The organism is Psychrobacter luti, assembly GCF_014192115.1.
Taxonomy (GTDB): Bacteria; Pseudomonadota; Gammaproteobacteria; order Pseudomonadales; family Moraxellaceae; genus Psychrobacter; species Psychrobacter luti.
On record NZ_JACHXL010000008.1, the window covers coordinates 47,160 to 62,813 of the forward strand.

At 42.9% G+C, this 15,654-nt stretch carries 16 protein-coding genes; 6 read left to right on the top strand and 10 right to left on the bottom strand.

Annotated elements, in window-relative coordinates:
- Positions 1-5 precede the first annotated feature (5 nt).
- Positions 6-650, top strand: a complete 645-nt coding sequence (locus tag FHS24_RS11700; protein WP_183621296.1) for an HD domain-containing protein — start codon at positions 6-8, stop codon at positions 648-650.
- Between the two features lie 166 nt (positions 651-816).
- Here FHS24_RS11700 and asd read toward each other — a convergent pair whose 3' ends face one another.
- Positions 817-1,653 carry an archaetidylserine decarboxylase gene (gene asd / locus FHS24_RS11705; RefSeq protein ID WP_183621297.1) on the bottom strand — a complete coding sequence of 279 codons (837 nt, stop codon included), beginning with the start codon at positions 1,651-1,653 and terminating at the stop codon, positions 817-819.
- Positions 1,654-1,782: 129 nt separating this feature from the next.
- Here asd and dtd point away from each other — a divergent pair, with 129 nt between their 5' ends.
- Positions 1,783-2,235 carry a D-aminoacyl-tRNA deacylase gene (gene dtd, locus FHS24_RS11710; RefSeq protein ID WP_183621298.1) on the top strand — a complete coding sequence of 151 codons (453 nt, stop codon included), beginning with the start codon at positions 1,783-1,785 and terminating at the stop codon, positions 2,233-2,235.
- A gap of 87 nt (positions 2,236-2,322) precedes the next feature.
- Here the strand turns inward: dtd and FHS24_RS11715 are convergent, their stop codons facing one another.
- The gene (locus FHS24_RS11715) at positions 2,323-2,931 is read right to left on the bottom strand and encodes a M23 family metallopeptidase (protein WP_183621299.1); all 609 of its coding nucleotides are present in this window, start codon (positions 2,929-2,931) and stop codon (positions 2,323-2,325) included.
- A gap of 164 nt (positions 2,932-3,095) precedes the next feature.
- Here FHS24_RS11715 and FHS24_RS11720 point away from each other — a divergent pair, with 164 nt between their 5' ends.
- Positions 3,096-3,785: a putative quorum-sensing-regulated virulence factor gene (locus FHS24_RS11720; protein ID WP_183621300.1), complete on the top strand. Its 690-nt coding sequence runs from the start codon at positions 3,096-3,098 to the stop codon at positions 3,783-3,785.
- Positions 3,786-3,824: 39 nt separating this feature from the next.
- On the opposite strand, the gene FHS24_RS11725 is transcribed toward FHS24_RS11720, so the two are convergent.
- Entirely contained in the window at positions 3,825-4,715 is an 891-nt protein-coding gene (locus FHS24_RS11725; protein WP_183621301.1) for an alpha/beta hydrolase family protein, read from the bottom strand.
- 386 nt (positions 4,716-5,101) lie between these two features.
- Here FHS24_RS11725 and FHS24_RS11730 point away from each other — a divergent pair, with 386 nt between their 5' ends.
- Positions 5,102-5,779 carry an LOG family protein gene (locus FHS24_RS11730; protein WP_183621302.1) on the top strand — a complete coding sequence of 226 codons (678 nt, stop codon included), beginning with the start codon at positions 5,102-5,104 and terminating at the stop codon, positions 5,777-5,779.
- A 108-nt stretch (positions 5,780-5,887) separates the two neighbouring features.
- Here FHS24_RS11730 and FHS24_RS11735 read toward each other — a convergent pair whose 3' ends face one another.
- Positions 5,888-7,435: an FAD-dependent oxidoreductase gene (locus FHS24_RS11735; protein ID WP_183621303.1), complete on the bottom strand. Its 1,548-nt coding sequence runs from the start codon at positions 7,433-7,435 to the stop codon at positions 5,888-5,890.
- A 658-nt stretch (positions 7,436-8,093) separates the two neighbouring features.
- On the opposite strand from FHS24_RS11735, the gene FHS24_RS11740 reads away from it, so the two are divergent.
- Complete coding sequence (locus tag FHS24_RS11740) at positions 8,094-8,528, top strand: COG4315 family predicted lipoprotein (protein ID WP_183621304.1); 435 nt, start codon at positions 8,094-8,096, stop codon at positions 8,526-8,528.
- A gap of 192 nt (positions 8,529-8,720) precedes the next feature.
- On the opposite strand, the gene FHS24_RS11745 is transcribed toward FHS24_RS11740, so the two are convergent.
- A complete protein-coding gene (locus FHS24_RS11745) occupies positions 8,721-9,344 on the bottom strand; it encodes a YceI family protein (RefSeq protein ID WP_183621305.1) in 624 nt (207 codons plus the stop codon).
- Positions 9,345-9,866: 522 nt separating this feature from the next.
- Between FHS24_RS11745 and FHS24_RS11750 the strand changes: the two genes are divergently transcribed.
- Entirely contained in the window at positions 9,867-10,148 is a 282-nt protein-coding gene (locus tag FHS24_RS11750) for a type B 50S ribosomal protein L31 (RefSeq protein WP_149491046.1), read from the top strand.
- 140 nt (positions 10,149-10,288) lie between these two features.
- Here FHS24_RS11750 and FHS24_RS11755 read toward each other — a convergent pair whose 3' ends face one another.
- The 5 genes from FHS24_RS11755 to FHS24_RS11775 all read right to left on the bottom strand — a co-directional run bounded on the left by FHS24_RS11755 (position 10,289) and on the right by FHS24_RS11775 (position 15,449).
- The gene (locus tag FHS24_RS11755) at positions 10,289-11,155 is read right to left on the bottom strand and encodes an SGNH/GDSL hydrolase family protein (protein WP_183621306.1); all 867 of its coding nucleotides are present in this window, start codon (positions 11,153-11,155) and stop codon (positions 10,289-10,291) included.
- Positions 11,149-12,546, bottom strand: a complete 1,398-nt coding sequence (locus tag FHS24_RS11760) for a nicotinate phosphoribosyltransferase (protein WP_183621307.1) — start codon at positions 12,544-12,546, stop codon at positions 11,149-11,151. Before FHS24_RS11760 ends, FHS24_RS11755 begins: the two co-directional genes overlap by 7 nt.
- Before the next feature lie 133 nt (positions 12,547-12,679).
- Entirely contained in the window at positions 12,680-13,726 is a 1,047-nt protein-coding gene (locus tag FHS24_RS11765; protein WP_183621308.1) for a bifunctional nicotinamide-nucleotide adenylyltransferase/Nudix hydroxylase, read from the bottom strand.
- Positions 13,727-13,891: 165 nt separating this feature from the next.
- A complete protein-coding gene (locus FHS24_RS11770; RefSeq protein WP_183621309.1) occupies positions 13,892-14,896 on the bottom strand; it encodes an alpha/beta fold hydrolase in 1,005 nt (334 codons plus the stop codon).
- Positions 14,897-15,101: 205 nt separating this feature from the next.
- Entirely contained in the window at positions 15,102-15,449 is a 348-nt protein-coding gene (locus tag FHS24_RS11775) for a carboxymuconolactone decarboxylase family protein (protein WP_183621310.1), read from the bottom strand.
- Between the last annotated feature and the right edge of the window lie 205 nt (positions 15,450-15,654).

Genomic DNA, 15,654 nt, shown 5'->3' on the forward strand with positions numbered 1-15,654 from the left:
AAGCCATGCAATTAAAAACCATCTCGTCGACCAAGCAAAAACAATCAACCAATCCAAAGCTTGCCTCAAATATTGATATCGATGAAGTGACGAATTTTTTATTAGAGCTTGATGCGCTTAAAAGTGTCAATCGACGCAGCTATGTGACGGGTACGACTCGTTTAGAAAACTCTGCTGAGCATTCTTGGCATTTGGCGATGGCATGTTGGTCAATCGCTGAGTTGTTTGAGTTGGGCGTCAACCATGAGAAATTGCTCAAAATGGCACTGATACATGATTTGGGCGAGATTGATGCGGGAGATACTTTTTTATACGCCGATACGCGAATGGATGCGCACGTTGATGAGCGTGCCGGAATTACTCGCTTGCAGAGCGAGCGTGGCAATGGGATTGCTGATTTAAGTGACGTTTGGGAAGAGCAGGAAACAGGTAATAGTAAAGAAACCCAACTACTAAGAGTGGTTGATCGCTTACTACCGTTTTTGCTCAATTTAAATACCAATGGAAAAACCTGGATGGATGCTAACGTTACGCGCTCGCAAGTGGCTGGCGCGCATGAATTTATTAAAGACAGCTTCCCGAGTATTCATGATTGGCTAGCAAAACAGATTGATTATGCGACTAAGCAAGGATGGTTGATTGATGCTTAAGTAAAGCCAAAAATTATCATTCAAATGCTTAAAAGTAACCCGTTATTCTTTAAATATTTAAGCATTTATAATTAGGTCAATGAGCTGTAAAACCCATTAAAAAGCCCAATTAAGCATGATGATTTATACTTAATTGGGCTTATGTTTGCAGCATTAAACGGCGGGTTTATTTAGCGTTAGCAACGCCTAATAACTGTCCCATTTGTACCAGACTATTGGCTTGCATGCTGTCTTGCCAATCGGCTTTTGCGTCTTTTGGTAGTACTATAATCGCGGTTGAGCCTAAATAAAAGCGTCCAAGCTCATCGCCTTTTGCAAAGCTCATATTGTGCTCGGCTTCTTGGATATCATCAGTGCGGGCAATTTTGCCTGTTGCCACCGTTTCGATACCAGCGACAATCATCGCCCCAACCATCACAACCGCCGCTTTGCCATATTCTGTATCAAACAAACAAACCAATCGCTCGTTACGGGCAAACAAATCAGGGACATTTGCCGCGGTGGTATTATTAACAGAAAACAGCGTACCCGGTACATAACGGGTTTTGGTCAACGTACCAGCAAATGGCATGTGCACGCGGTGATAGTTATTAGGTGCTAGATAAACGGTCGCAAAGCTACCATCAGCAAAATAGCTGCCATCTTCGCTATTGGCTAGTAGTTGTCCAACGTCATAGTCACGGCCTTTGGCTTGAAGCAATTTATGGTCGCGAATTTGTCCGAGCTGGGAGATGACGCCATCAGCAGGACTGACAATACCGTTTGCGCTGCTATCGATGATACGCGCGTCGTCTTTTAGCTCACGGGTAAAAAAGTCGTTAAAGCTTTCATAAGCGTTAAAGCTTTGGCGCTCGTATTCATCTAAGCTCACATTATAAGCTTTGGCAAAACTGCGAATAAAGGTGCGCTTAACATAAGGATGGCGGCTGGCGGCCAAACGTCCAGCGACTTTACTCAACTGCTGCTGCGGCACAAATTGTTGAAGGGTGGCAAATAAATTCATAATGAGGCTACCAAAATAGGGTTTGATGTAATAATTAATTAGGCAAGTTAATGGCGGTATTTTATCATGGTCAGGGTATTGTTGTATGGCCATAAACTGTAAGCTATTTATAAATAAGGAAGGCCGTAAATGAGAGCACTGATACAAAGGGTGCACCGTGTGAGTGTCACTGTCGATGCGCACTGCGTTGGTGAGATTGAGCATGGCCTATTGGCCTATATTGGCTTAGGTCATGATGATAATCTGCAAAGTGCGCAGCGTATGATTGATAAAATCCTCACTTATCGCATTTTTGATAATGATGATGACCCTGCTAAGTTTGGTAAATTGGATAAAAATGTCCAGCAAGTAGGTGGTGGCTTATTATTGGTCTCACAATTTACCTTAATGGCAAAAACCGATAAGGGTCGCCGTCCTGACTTTGGCAGAGCAATGGCACCCTATGCCGCGCAAGCCTTATTTGAGCAATTGGTAAATTATGCCAAGAATCAACATCCTAATGTAGCAACTGGTGAGTTTGGCGCTGATATGCAAGTGGCAAGTATCAACGATGGACCGTTAAATTTTTTATTGGAAGTTTAGAGGTTTAACGTTTTACAAGCTTGATTTTTACAAGCTTAATATTTTAGAGGCTAAAGTTTTAGACGTTAAAGTTTTAAAAACTAAAAATTAGCTTTCAGGCTTTTGTAGCAAAGGATAGGGGTTGACCGCGCTGCCATTGATATAAATCCCGTAATGGACGTGCGGCGGCGTACCTTTGGCATTACCACTGTCGCCGACGTAACCGATGATATCGCCGGTATTGACCCAGTCGTTCGGGCTAATATCGGCATAATCCTCTAGATGCGCATAATAATGTCCTGCGCCGCCCGGTCCAATGATGAACACCACGCGACCGCCTAACGTATTTTCACCGACTTTACTGACGATGCCTTGTGTCGTTGCCTGTATCGGCGTACCTCGCTTGGCAAATATATCGATGCCTTCGTGAGAGCGACCTTGGCTACGCGCAGCGCCCCATGTATCGGTTAGGTGCTGTGCTGGTAATGGCGAGGGCAGACTGTTTTCTGTGGGTAATTCTTGTTGTAATAAACTGAGCTGTTGCCATTTTGCCATCACAAACGACTGAGTTTGTTGACTGATACTCGGTAAGAGCTTGTCAAATATAAATAACAGCATCAATAATACAGCTGCCTTGATGAATACGCTGAATACACGCCGTAAAAAGGTTGGTTTTGAATTTGAATTTGGCTGCGGGTTATTGTCATCTGCTAGCATCGATATCTCTTTATTTTTTTAAATAAACGCTGATAGATAGTATAAGAGTTAAGGTCTCTATTCTTTGTATGCCATTGTTATCTCTACTTTTTATCCCCATACATATAACGTTGTTTTTAAAATTCACGTAAAACACCAATGTTGCTAACTATGGCCAAACATCTATGATTGACACTGCGCTGATTATTGATACCGAAACCGATCAAGGTCGTGATCCGCGTCCGATTCAAGTGGCGACTATTAATGTAGCGACGGGATTTGAGTGGATGAAATACTTTAATAGTGGGCGTTCGATATCACCCGTGGTCATTAGAATTCATGGCATTACCGATGACGATGTCGCTGGTCTTGAGCGCTTTGAGTTAGATGCGTTTGAGCTACCGCAGTATTTGATTGGGCATAATGTGCGCTTTGACTGGCGCGTGATTGGCAGTCCGTCTGCTAAGCTAATATGTACGGTGCGGCTGGCACGCGTGGCTTTTCCAGAGTGGAGCGCCTATGGTCAGTCTAAATGTATCGAGCAGTTATTAGGCAAAGGGGAAGCAAGCAGAATGACGATTGCCGCTCATGATGCGCTCGGTGATGCACGCATGTGTTATCTGCTTTATCAGGCGTGCTGCGAGCGCCTAGCAATTGCACCGACGGATTTTGCGGCGGCCCACGCTATCGCCAATAAAGCCAATCCGGTGAGCAAAATGCCCTTTGGTAAACATAAGGGCATGCCGATTAAAGACATACCAATCAGCTACGTAAAATGGATGCTAGGTAACATTCATAATATGCAGCCGTCGCTTTATTCGGCCTTGACCAAGCGTGTTAAAGCAGAAGAAATCGCAAAAAATACGCAAGACTAAACAGATGTATTTACGCTTCAATAAATTAAAAAACTAGAGCTATTGCTGCTTAGCTAGCCAGTCCACTGCCATTTGCCAAAGCTGCGGGGCTTTAGCGTTGGTTTTGCTACTAAAATAGCGCATATGACCAATACTGTTTAAGCCAAACTCTTCTGGCTCAAAAAAGCGTTTTTCAACCGGCATTTTGCTAAAGACGCGAATCATATCATCTATGTTCTTGCTATTAGCAATCTCATCATCGCTAAAGCCGAGCCACAATGCAGGCATATTAATTTCATCGTAAAAATGAGTATGAATGCTTTTGCCAAAAGCGGTTTTAATATAGCCTGAGCCATTGCACCACTCACGCCATTGACGAGCGACGCCGCGTGGTAGTGGCTCGCCCATACCGATTTTATCTGCTGGGGTATAGCCGAACGTTAAATTAGTGAGTGGAATAAAGGCATCCATAAAACCCATTGCTTTGAGTTTATAAGGCATGTCCATATTTTTAATTTGCCCTGATGAGCAAGCGACATTGAATACTGAAGCAATGGCTTGGTAATTGGGCATCAAACCTATCAGCTGACCGCCAGCGCTATGACCAATCAAATGGTAAGTCGCATCGGGAAATTCGTCTTGCAAGGCGTCAAGGACAGCAGGCATATCATGGCGACCCCAGCTGATTAGAGAGGCGTCACATTTAGATAAATCAGAGTTAATCGATTCACCGATACCTTCATTATCAAAGGTTAGGACACCAAAGCCACTGGCTGCTAAATAAGTGGCAAAATTGTGATAAAACTGACGTTTGATACCGGTGGCTGGCGCGATCATGACCGCTGTTTTCACCTCATCTTTAGGGCGATAGACAGTGGCCGCCAATGCCCGATTGCGATCAGTCATGATGCTCAGGGAATAAATATCCGTTTGATTCTGCGTATTTTCCATGGATTAACCTTAATCTTTTATGAGTGTCTTATGATATTTTTTTTGGCGCAAAGTAGCTCATTCCTTGCTATGAATTATTAGTACTGTGCGATGACTGAGTGATAACCGTGTGGTAACACCGCTTATGGTAAAATAAATCTTAGGTAGGAAGGTAGGCGAAAATGACTTCTAAGTTCTATAAGCAAGTTCTATGTCCAATTCCTATGGGGCTTGTTTTGCACAATATTGACCAAAAAAATTAATCAGTAGGTATTTTTGACCAATCAACACACATCAACAAACCAACAGCTATGAATAAACGTGTTTTAATAGCAAAGAATTTGGTAGTTAGGTATTTAATAGCTATATATTTAATAAAAAGTCGATATAAAAATTAAGGAAACTCTATGCAAATGAAAATTAATAATGACACTTATGAAGTCATTACCAGTCAAGATATTACCAATATTGAAAAAGCAGTGGATAAATCAGCGCTAACGATGCCGTTGGTAGCGGTTTATTGTGGTTCGCGTTTGGGCAATGATGAAGTTTATGAGCAAGCAGCCCGTGAGCTCGGTCGTGAGCTCGCCGATAACGGCATGGGTTTGGTCTACGGCGGCGCGAGCATCGGGCTGATGGGCGCAGTAGCAGATGAAGTCATCCAAGGCGGCGCGCAAGCGGTCGGTGTGATTCCAACCTTTATGCTCAAGCACGAGATTGCCCATGAGCAGCTGACCCGCCTGCATTTGACCGATACCATGCACACCCGTAAAACGGTGATGGCAGAGTATGCGGATGCTTTTATTACCTTGCCGGGCGGGCTTGGAACGCTTGAGGAAATTATGGAAATTGCCACATGGCGTCAGTTATATCAACATGAAAAACCGATGATTATTCTGAATATCAATGGTTTTTATGACCGTATGATTGAGCATTTAAAATATACGGCTGACCAAGGCTTTATGAAGCAAGAAGACCTTGAGCGTCTGGTCGTTTGTAATAGCATTAGTGAAGCGATTGACATGCTAAAAACAGTGGTAACCATAGAAGGTGCGGTCGATACCGAAAAAATGGCAGGTAATTAAGCGAGCTAAGCGCCAATATATACTGCTTTTACATAGAAAAGGAGAGAAAGGCTTATCGTTAGCCTTTCTCTCCTTTTTTGTTTTAACTTTATTAACATTTAAATCATTTTAACTCGTCTCATGAATGCCATGATTCACGCCCGCCATTGCTAATGGGAAGCCGCGTTGTTGCGCCAAATGACGCGCAACTTTATCAATCGCTACGCTATCGTTTTGTGCCAAATACGCCCATTCATGCGCATAACGCTGACGGTTTTCTATTGCGTCGTTATCAACCAAACCAAGTTCAGTCAATTCATCGACGATTTGATCAGCAGCAATCAGCGTCGATGAGGCTTTGACGTTTTCCGCCCGCGCATAGCGAATATTGGAATACAAGCTCACATCAGCCACCCGCAAAGTATCGTCTTGACCAGGAATTTGCTGACCACCATATAGCGCATTACCGACCGTATGCGCGCTATGAAAGGTCGGCACGAACTCAGCCACATAATCAATCGCTTGCTGGCTGCGCGCTTGTAATGGTGCTTTGTCCCAACCATCTTCGATATAGTGCAGATATTGCGATGGTAATTCAGGTTGAGCGCTGTCTTTGTTAGAGGCGACCAGACCATCGTCAAACAGCGTGATAAATTTACTCATGCCATGTATTTGAAAATAGCCACCTGGGTAGGGCGTGAGCTGCGCCATGCCTTCTGGGGTACCGCGATCGCCATAGACGATAATCTCTGGTATCTGTCCGCCAGTGTCATCCCAATGGGTGATATAAGAGGATTTAAACTCGACCATACGCGTGACTTTGACGCCGACCATATCGTCGATGACACCGGTACGAAAACCGCAAGCGTTGACTAAGTAATCGACTTCGATAGATTCAGTTGCGCGTTCGGTTTCAAGTTCAATGTCAGAGCTCGCCGCTTGCTGATAGTCAATACGCCATTTAGTGACATGGTGGTCAGCGTTAGAGCAGTTCTCACAATCTACCGGCATGACTTGCTGAACTTGTGTATCGGTAAAGACATGCGCATGCTCATAGCCTTCTAAAGCCAATTGCGCAGACGCTGCTAAACGAAAGATATTCCAGCCGTATTCTTGCACGACAATTAGCGGAAATTTGACTTTATTTAAATCCAAATACTTAGCGACCGGTATCATCCATTCGTCAACCGACCGCGGCACCGTTACTTGCTCGCGCTCAGACAATGCAATCAGTTGCTCATGGCTATAGAGCTGATAGTAACTTTCAGGTTCGCCAAGTACTTTATTTCTAGCATCTTCGGCGATAAGCTCACGATAAGCGTCAGTCAAGATGTCAAGGCGCGGTAGCAAGTCTTCAGGCATGCCCTCATCGCGGGTAGGCACAGCGAATACCGTTGGGCGCACATCGATGGTATAAGGATAAAGGCGCAAAATATCGATACATTGTTTGAGCAGGGCGACGCAATCTTCGTCAGGAATTTCACGATATAAATTACCGCCAGCATGCAAATGGCACATCGGTGGGCCATCGATAAGCGAGGTGTTTTTTTCAAATAAATAGGTTTCAAGCCCTAATGCTGCAAGGCGAATCGCAATGGTTGCTCCAGCTGTACCACCGCCGAGAATACCAACCCGTTTGGTAGCAAGTGCTTGATTGTTCGTAAAAGAATGAGTCATTGTCGTTGTTATATCCTTAATCGCATTCCTATCATCAGGAGCTGCTCGGCGTATTCGTGAAATAATTTGCTTTTAGATAAAGTGTTTTTAAATACAAAGTTACTTTCAATTAACAAGTTACTTTTAATTAACAAGATGCCTTTAAATAATCGAGGTCTAAATATTTTTATTTTAAACAGCTTATGTTTTATGTAGGGTGTGGCTATCAATATGCATACAGACGATATGCGTGCATGGGCAACCAAGTTCAATACGTATCTTAAGTCGCGATGGTCATATTTGCCATTGTGCAGTCATTCCTAATTTCTATAGCGTTATTCTACGAAAATCTATTACTTATATAATGATAAATAGGTAAGTACGTGCATCAGTTTTGTCAATGAAGAACACTGGGGTGATAGGCTAAAGACTGAGCGCTGCTAAGCGTTTTTTATAGAGTTAGGTATTTAATTTTGCGTTATTTGTAAACTTTAGGCGCTTTTGTAAATTTATATGATGAGAGAAACGTGCGCTTTGATGCCTATGCTATATTAAAAACACTTGAAGTCAGCGCTAAACCATTTCATGTACTTCAATTACTTTACGTATATGATTAAAAGCAGCAGACGACAAGAAGAAATCCAATAAAAAATTTTTCACTATTAACAAGGAAGTTATTATGAAACACATACTGGTATTATCTGCTCTTAGTGGCATGCTAGCGCTTAGTGGTTGTTCTACTTTTAACAATATGATCGGCAATGACGATTCAGGCATGCATGACGTGCAAGCGACCAATAAAAACACTGCTCCTGTCACTAGTAAAAACGGCATGCTCGTTGATGCTAGTAATCATATGACCTTATATACTTTTGATAAAGATTCTATGAATAAATCAGAATGTGGCAGCGCCTGTATGCTCGTTTGGCCTGCATTTATGGCACCGAGTAATGCCAAAGCGTCAGGCCAGTTTGCCGCCTTTAAACGTGAAGATGGCAAATATCAGTGGGCGATGAATGGTAAGCCTTTGTATTTTTATGCCAATGACACAAAGGTTGGTGATAAAGATGGCGATAATAAACTTGGTGTTTGGCATATCGTAAAAACCAAGTAATGTTAAAGCTAAATGGCGTTGAGATTCATGCATACTAAAAACATAGCACATTAAAAATAATCAACGCGAAAAAGCATGTTAGTAAAACTAAAAAGGCAGCCATCATGATGGCTGCCTTTTTTGATAGGTTATTTCTTAGATTTATTAAAAGCTAAACAATAAGTCGTCCAACTAAATAGCAATTAATTAGAATTATTTTGCTTTTTTCGTGGTAGCCGCTTTTTTCTCAATCAACTCGCCGTCGATTTGTAATGGCACCTTGGTGGTGATGCCGTCAGAAAAAATCGTCATGCCATAAGCGGCGCGGTCGATGATACCCGTAGCACGGAAGCCAATGACAGGCTCTTTTGTCATCGGACTATTGGCAATTTTATTTAAAGTCACATCTAGTGTCAGCGGTTTGGTTTGTCCAAGCATGGTGAAGTCACCAGTGACTGTGGCTTGTTGTGGATTTTTGAATTTTACAGAAGTCGATTTAAAGGTCATGGTTGGGTATTTGGCGACATTAAAAAAGTCATCCTTTTTTAAATGCTCATCACGAGCTTCCCAATTGGTATCAATGCTATCGGCGGCGATAGTAAAGTTCATGCTGGTTTTATTGGGCGCCTTGATATCGTAATTTACCACCCCTTTGACATCGTTAAAATGACCCATAGTCGTTGAAAAACCTAGGTGGTCAACCGAAAATCCAACACGAGTATGTGAGTCATCTAGCTGCCACTGGGTTGGCAGTGCCGCACTGGCCATAGTAGTGATAGCAAGCGCAGAGCTGATAACAATTGCTTTAGTGGTGTTTTTTAATACAGTGTTTATCATCGTTTTATCCTTGTGTAATAGTTATTTAGCCGTCATTTTTACGGCGCTATTTTTGCTAAAGCGTTATCAATTTATCACGCTTTAGCATGAAGTCATTAAGAAGCTATTAAGTAATAAGTACGGTTTATTGTTTTTGAATATCAAGCTAAAAGACAAATAATTGGTTAGTTGACCTACATATTAGATAAATACTATATTATTTATCTAATCAGTTATTATAATAGTGTCAGTCCTTTATCTCAACGTTATTAAGGTTTCAATACTAGCTTAGGGTGTGGTCTTATCGTAGAAGCTACTTGCATCGAGGCGAAAAAACCGTTAAAATCGCGGTTTGATTTTCCCGCTGGGGAAAGGCTAAGTGAGCAGCGGTGTGGTGTTGGGTGCTGGAATAAGCCAGTGACGCAGTTGCCAGACCAGAAGATGTCCTTAGTGCCTCAGTTACGTATGTCATTGTTTGGTTGATAACTCAATCATACTGTCAATCAAGAGCCCTGTACATACATCGGACATAGAGAGTTTATTATGCGTAAAGATATCCATCCAAATTACCAAGAAGTTTTGTTCCATGACACTAACGCTGACGTGTTTTTCTTAACTCGTTCAACCGTTAAAACCAAAGCCACTCGTGAATACGAAGGCACAGAATATCCATACTACCCACTTGATATCTCAAGTGCGTCGCATCCATTCTATACTGGCGAACAACGTAAAACTTCTACTGAAGGCCGTGTTGCAAGCTTCAACAAACGCTTTGGTGCGTTTGGTGGCCGTAAGAAAGCTGCTGATACAGACGCTGCAGAGTAATTCACGCGTATTGCATGATATTATTTTGAGCATGTGTTCCCTCAAGCATGCACAGTGATAGTATTAAGAATATAAAAAACCGCTGACTATTCAGCGGTTTTTTTTTGTTTAAATTCTTAGGAGTAAGTGCTCAATGGTTTTTAGTCAGTAAACTCAGCATCGGAAGGGTTTAGTAACTGTATAATCAGCTCTGACAATTGCTGCGCCCAATATCTATACATCAGGCTGCTTGGATGAAAGCCATCACTGGCAAACATTACCTTGATATCGATTGGCGTGCCATTAGAGTGTTCGTCTATCATGCGGGCAAAGTCGGTTGCCATGTAGGTGACACCATCGTGAGCGGCACAAACTTGCTGCAAGGTGTTATCAAGGATAGATGCCTTGGCACCAACGAAGTTATTCAACGGCGCAGGTATCGCTGGCATCTGTGCCATTGGCGGTAAACTTAAAAAAACCAGCTCGCGCACGCCGAATTTGCGTTGGGCGATAGCAATGATATTTTCGATTTGCTGTTGCCATCGACTGGCAGAGACATTGGATGTGGTGTCATTGACGCCGACATTTAATACCATCACGTCGATAGGCTGGCTTGGCGCTGGTAACACATAAAGCCTGCGCAAGGTATCAAAGCTAGTATGACCAGTTGTCGCCTGCAGAGACCAGTTTAATGTATTAAATGCACTCTGAATAACAGGCTGCTGCGTCAAGATAGGAATCAAATTGCCGATAAGCGCCTCTTGCTGCGTCTGACTACCAACACCCGCCGCTGCCGAATCGCCAACGACCATCAAGTTTAGAGTTTGCTGTGTATTCTCTTTTGAGGTATTGGCAGCGCTATCATTTTTACCGTTTATTTGAACTTGACCATGTCTTTCGCCATTTGGTTCAGGCAGGCGCACAGTATCACGCTTGATCTTGTGCCCTTGATACAGATAAACAGGGGCGAACAGCACATCTCTTGCAACCGAAGCTATTTTATTCTGCATCTTTTTAGTAGCTACCATCCTGCGCGCTCCCGAATAGTGGTGAGGTTGTCTTCAATGAGTAATTTACCATCGATATATACATCGCGTAGTAGGTTGTCCTCTGGTGTAGATAAGTCCTCAGCTTTGATGGTTGTAAGTGTACCGCTGCTGTTTTTTATCAATGCCAAACGGCCTTTTTTTGAGCGTTTTGAACGGCTGGTCACGGGGTCTTTATAAATATCCTTCCACACCCCGTCGATAGAGATGGCACTGGCTTTCATCGCCCAGCTCATGGTATCGCGATTGACCTGCTGCAATAATCCACCACCCATCCCAAAGGTGATATTGTCGGCGCTAAAACCAGCCTTCAATATCACATCAATAATCTTACTTAAGCTTTGCGGACTGATACCATCACCTTGAATAACGCGCACATAATCAGGCAGTACTTTATAACCTTTGCTATTAATGGTCGTACCGAATTTTACGGCCAAACGCTCTAAAGCTTCACGAACAACTTTAGCAGGATCGCCACTGTCAGGTCGGATAACTAAGGTGCCACCCATATTCTTTACATCGTCTTTTAGGCTGCCGCCCCAAATATTATCAATGGCATTCCATAAGTCATAGCTGTCAGATACTACAGAAAAACTCTTATCAGCGCCGCCAAACTGCTCAATCATATTGGCAAAGGCAGCAGTCTCACCATCGCGTCCCCATGCTGTCATGGTGCTATGCTCAGCGGCAGGAATAGAAAAGGCGGGCATGTCTTTATCCATGTGATACCAGCGACTGGCGGCAACCAATGCTGTCATCGAATCGGTACCAGCAAAGTTCACTAGATGCGCAAGACTACCAAGGGCGACAGATTCTTGGCTCGAAGCCCCGCGTGAACCAAAATCATGTAAACGGAAAATCAGCGATTCGGTATTGTCGGCCGATTTTTCCAGTGCTTGACGTATGATACCTTTGCAATAGTGCGAAACGCTAGCGACGGTTGAGGGATACCAAATTGCACGCAGTAGCGCCGTTTCGATATAGCTTGGTAGCCAATAAAACTCAGGGTCAGTATTGATAATTTGACAGACCACATTAGATGCTGGAACGACGCTGCCTTCAGGAATGGCTTCGATGCGTAGTGGCATGTAGCCGCCATGCTTATCGACCAGCAGCTCCCAACCAGCACGGTTAAAGGTCAAGCCATGTGCTTGAATGACTGTCTCGGCTTCATCGATATCTTGATGGGTGATTGGCGTGCTTAGGTATTCTTTAATAAAGGCTTGTAAGCCGAAAAACACCACATCGTAATCGCCTTTACGCGCCTCAATATAGCTTGACAGATACTCGCTACCTTTTGGGTATTGCACCCAATGTGAGGTTTTATAGCTGTCACTATTTAGGATCAAATTGTTTAAATTACTGGTATACATCACAGAACTCCTCTGCTTTGAGATGCCGCAGCTGTCTTAATGAAAGAACAGTTGCGGCGCTAAGCCATTGCCGTCTATCGGCGCTGGCGTGAAAAATTGTCAATAATAGATTGGATAGTTACCTGATAAAAACCTACAAACCAACCATTTTGGTAATAATCGCATAATGGTCTTCGAACATCATGGTGGCATCAAGCTCAGCCAAGGGTAACCAAAACGCCGTGGCTGCATCATCACCGCCTTTTACCTTGGGTAAACCTTTTGGGTCGTTTTTCAACTGAAAGTAAAAAGCTTGGGTAATCGTACGCCCACGTGCCGAGCGATACGGGTCGTCAAAGGTATGTTGACTATGACAAGAGCCACGTAACACTGGCTCAGGAACTTTAAGACGAGTCTCCTCACGTAGCTCACGGATACAGGCATCAAACAAGGTTTCTTTTGGATTCAAAAAGCCACCCGGTAATGCCCATAGCCCGCGTCCCGGCATACTGCGGCGCTCCACCAATAAAATATGCCCTGATTGTACGACTAGCGCATCAGCGGTCATAAAGGTTGGTGGATAAGGAGCAGATTCCCATTGTCTTTTATATTTATCAACAAAATCAGCTTCTTCATGCAGGTTTTGATAAGTGTCAGTCTTTTTAAAATCGTTAAGTACATTACGGGTTGACTCAGGGGTACGCTCAGGCGTTGGTGTGGCGCCCATCAGGTAACTGTCACGAATAGGGGTGGCGGATAAGTTGTGATAATTAGGTACAGAAATCGACGCCCAGCTTGGGAATAATGACAAATAATATGATGAGCTGTCTTTCGAATGGCCAATTAATCCAATATCAGTTTGCAAGTCGCCAGTGACGGACTTGACGCCAGCTTGCACATATTGCAGCCAGCGCGTGTCATTATAGAGTGCATCATCGAGCCCAACGCAGTGAATACGCGCGGCTTCTGCTGGCGAGTAGGCATTCTTTATCATCATCGCGCGTTCATCGACGCTAAACGGATTACGCAGACTGCGCGGTAGATTGGCAGAACCGATCAACATAATGACGTTATCTGCTCGTTTTAACGCTTCATCGACCACTGCTTTATGTCCACAGTGAAACGGCTGAAAGCGCCCAATAAATACCAAATAACGATAGTGTTTATTTTTATCTGAATGCTGCTCTGATGAATCACTCATATACGCCACTTTCCTACTGCTCATATTTCATTAATTAAAAAAGTAATGCGGCCAATACTGACACAGCATAGGAGTTGCTGACAAGTGCAAAGATGTTTAAGGGTGTATCATCATTGGCTATTATCTGTATTCAAGTTTGTTCAGACAAAGAAGTATACGACTCTTTTAATTGGCATGCTTATCAATCCACGCGGCGACTGTTGGCCAAATTTCTTTGGCGGCAGGGCGGCTATTCAGGATACGACTATGACCATAATCGTCTAAATCGCCATTACTAAATGAGTATTCGCGAAAAACGTTGGCAGAATTGTCAAAGTTATTAAAAAGTAACTGACAGCCTTGAGTAGGTGAGATGAATTTATCACCCTTGGCGCTAATGGCATAAATCGGCGTGGTAATTGTTGGCATATGTTGTCGATAATCAAGGCAGTCGCCATGAGTCATATTCTTTTGGTGAGTATAATTATTAAGAGCGCTTTCTTTGACACCAGTAGCGTCTATATCTTCTTGCTTAATAAAACTACTGTGAAAGTTTTTATGCAAGTTCCATTCATACCATTGGCTCATGGTGTGATGGCTTTCGTTGATGGGTCCCATATTGAGCTTTTGGGCAGGTATATAGCCGAATATACGTGTAAATATCTTGGCGACGACTATCTTAAAATAGTTTTTGGGGCTTACTATCGCGCCGTAGACTTGGCAGGCAAACATACTGACGCTACTAATTTTATCGATATAGTGCGGATTTTGAATGAGGAACATCGTTAAGCAAGCACCGCCGCCGCTATGAGTGACGCAGTGTAAATTGGTGAGTTTTAATTGGTTAAGTAAATAATCAAAAGTGGCGGCAAAATCATAGGTTGCGACAGTTTCGAAGTTAAATTTTTCTTTTGGTACTGCGCTTGCCCCATGACCACGCCATTCCATGATATAGCAATGATGACCAAGTCCCGCTAAGTATTCAGCGATTCTTAAGCAGGTTTTTTTATCCGAAAAAGTGCCATGAGTTAAGAAAATATTCTGCCCTTTGTTAGCAGTGCCAATGTTAACAGTGTCATTGTTAGCATTAACATTAGAGAGTTGATGAGTTTTTTTACTATCGAATATCTCCCAAACAGCGATTTGTACGTTATCTTTGGTCGTCACTAACGTTAGATTTTCAGTCATCATAAAAATATTCTCTTAAACTCAGGTCGTGCTTATTAATGTATAAATACAGTGATGCATAGGTTATAGCATAACGCAAGAATCTACGCTCATGAATCTATGATGTGCGCTTTATTATCATCGTATACACAAAAAAACTGCCCGCGATAGATTCAACCACGGGCAGTTTTTGATAGTGAAGCCAAGTAAGATAAAGTAACAGTAGTATCTAAGCGTCTTTACTAAATTCATTAAATGAAGCAATGGCTTCGGCGGCGTACATCATTGAAGGACCACCACCCATATAGACACACATGCCCAAGGTTTCAGCGACCTCTTGTTCTGTTGTACCAAGCTGTACTAAGGCTTTGGTATGAAAACCAATACAAGCATCACAACGTGAGCCAACTGCTAAAGCAAGGGCGATCAGCTCTTTGGTCTTTTTATCCAGAACCCCATCAGCTGTTGCTGCCGCACCGAGCTGCGAAAAGGCTTTGGTGGTTTCAGGGATGTGCTTGTGTAATTTTGCCATATTGGTCGAGACGTGTTTGGTGATGTCTTTAAATGATTTGCTCATGGAATGCTCCTAGTTACGCTAGATTGAAATGCTGATAAAGTTAATGGATAAAGCCAAAGAGTGCTTGATTGAATTTGAGTGCTATGCAAACGTATTGTCCGGTAGAAACGACTGCGCTTCGTTGAAAAATTACTTCAAGTAAGATGGATTTTATATTTAAAAGCTAAAGTTATATTTAATTATAATATATAAAATTATATATTAA

Bases quoted from the DNA above. Each gene is read 5' to 3' on its own strand.
- FHS24_RS11765 (WP_183621308.1), bottom strand. From the start codon at position 13,726: ATGAGTGATTCATCAGAGCAGCATTCAGATAAAAATAAACACTATCGT.
- FHS24_RS11740 (WP_183621304.1), top strand. From the start codon at position 8,094: ATGAAACACATACTGGTATTATCTGCTCTTAGTGGCATGCTAGCGCTT.
- FHS24_RS11775 (WP_183621310.1), bottom strand. From the start codon at position 15,449: ATGAGCAAATCATTTAAAGACATCACCAAACACGTCTCGACCAATATG.
- FHS24_RS11745 (WP_183621305.1), bottom strand. From the start codon at position 9,344: ATGATAAACACTGTATTAAAAAACACCACTAAAGCAATTGTTATCAGC.
- asd (WP_183621297.1), bottom strand. From the start codon at position 1,653: ATGAATTTATTTGCCACCCTTCAACAATTTGTGCCGCAGCAGCAGTTG.
- FHS24_RS11770 (WP_183621309.1), bottom strand. From the start codon at position 14,896: ATGATGACTGAAAATCTAACGTTAGTGACGACCAAAGATAACGTACAA.
- FHS24_RS11750 (WP_149491046.1), top strand. From the start codon at position 9,867: ATGCGTAAAGATATCCATCCAAATTACCAAGAAGTTTTGTTCCATGAC.
- FHS24_RS11760 (WP_183621307.1), bottom strand. From the start codon at position 12,546: ATGTATACCAGTAATTTAAACAATTTGATCCTAAATAGTGACAGCTAT.
- FHS24_RS11715 (WP_183621299.1), bottom strand. From the start codon at position 2,931: ATGCTAGCAGATGACAATAACCCGCAGCCAAATTCAAATTCAAAACCA.
- FHS24_RS11730 (WP_183621302.1), top strand. From the start codon at position 5,102: ATGCAAATGAAAATTAATAATGACACTTATGAAGTCATTACCAGTCAA.
- FHS24_RS11700 (WP_183621296.1), top strand. From the start codon at position 6: ATGCAATTAAAAACCATCTCGTCGACCAAGCAAAAACAATCAACCAAT.
- FHS24_RS11755 (WP_183621306.1), bottom strand. From the start codon at position 11,155: ATGGTAGCTACTAAAAAGATGCAGAATAAAATAGCTTCGGTTGCAAGA.
- FHS24_RS11735 (WP_183621303.1), bottom strand. From the start codon at position 7,435: ATGACTCATTCTTTTACGAACAATCAAGCACTTGCTACCAAACGGGTT.
- dtd (WP_183621298.1), top strand. From the start codon at position 1,783: ATGAGAGCACTGATACAAAGGGTGCACCGTGTGAGTGTCACTGTCGAT.
- FHS24_RS11720 (WP_183621300.1), top strand. From the start codon at position 3,096: ATGATTGACACTGCGCTGATTATTGATACCGAAACCGATCAAGGTCGT.
- FHS24_RS11725 (WP_183621301.1), bottom strand. From the start codon at position 4,715: ATGGAAAATACGCAGAATCAAACGGATATTTATTCCCTGAGCATCATG.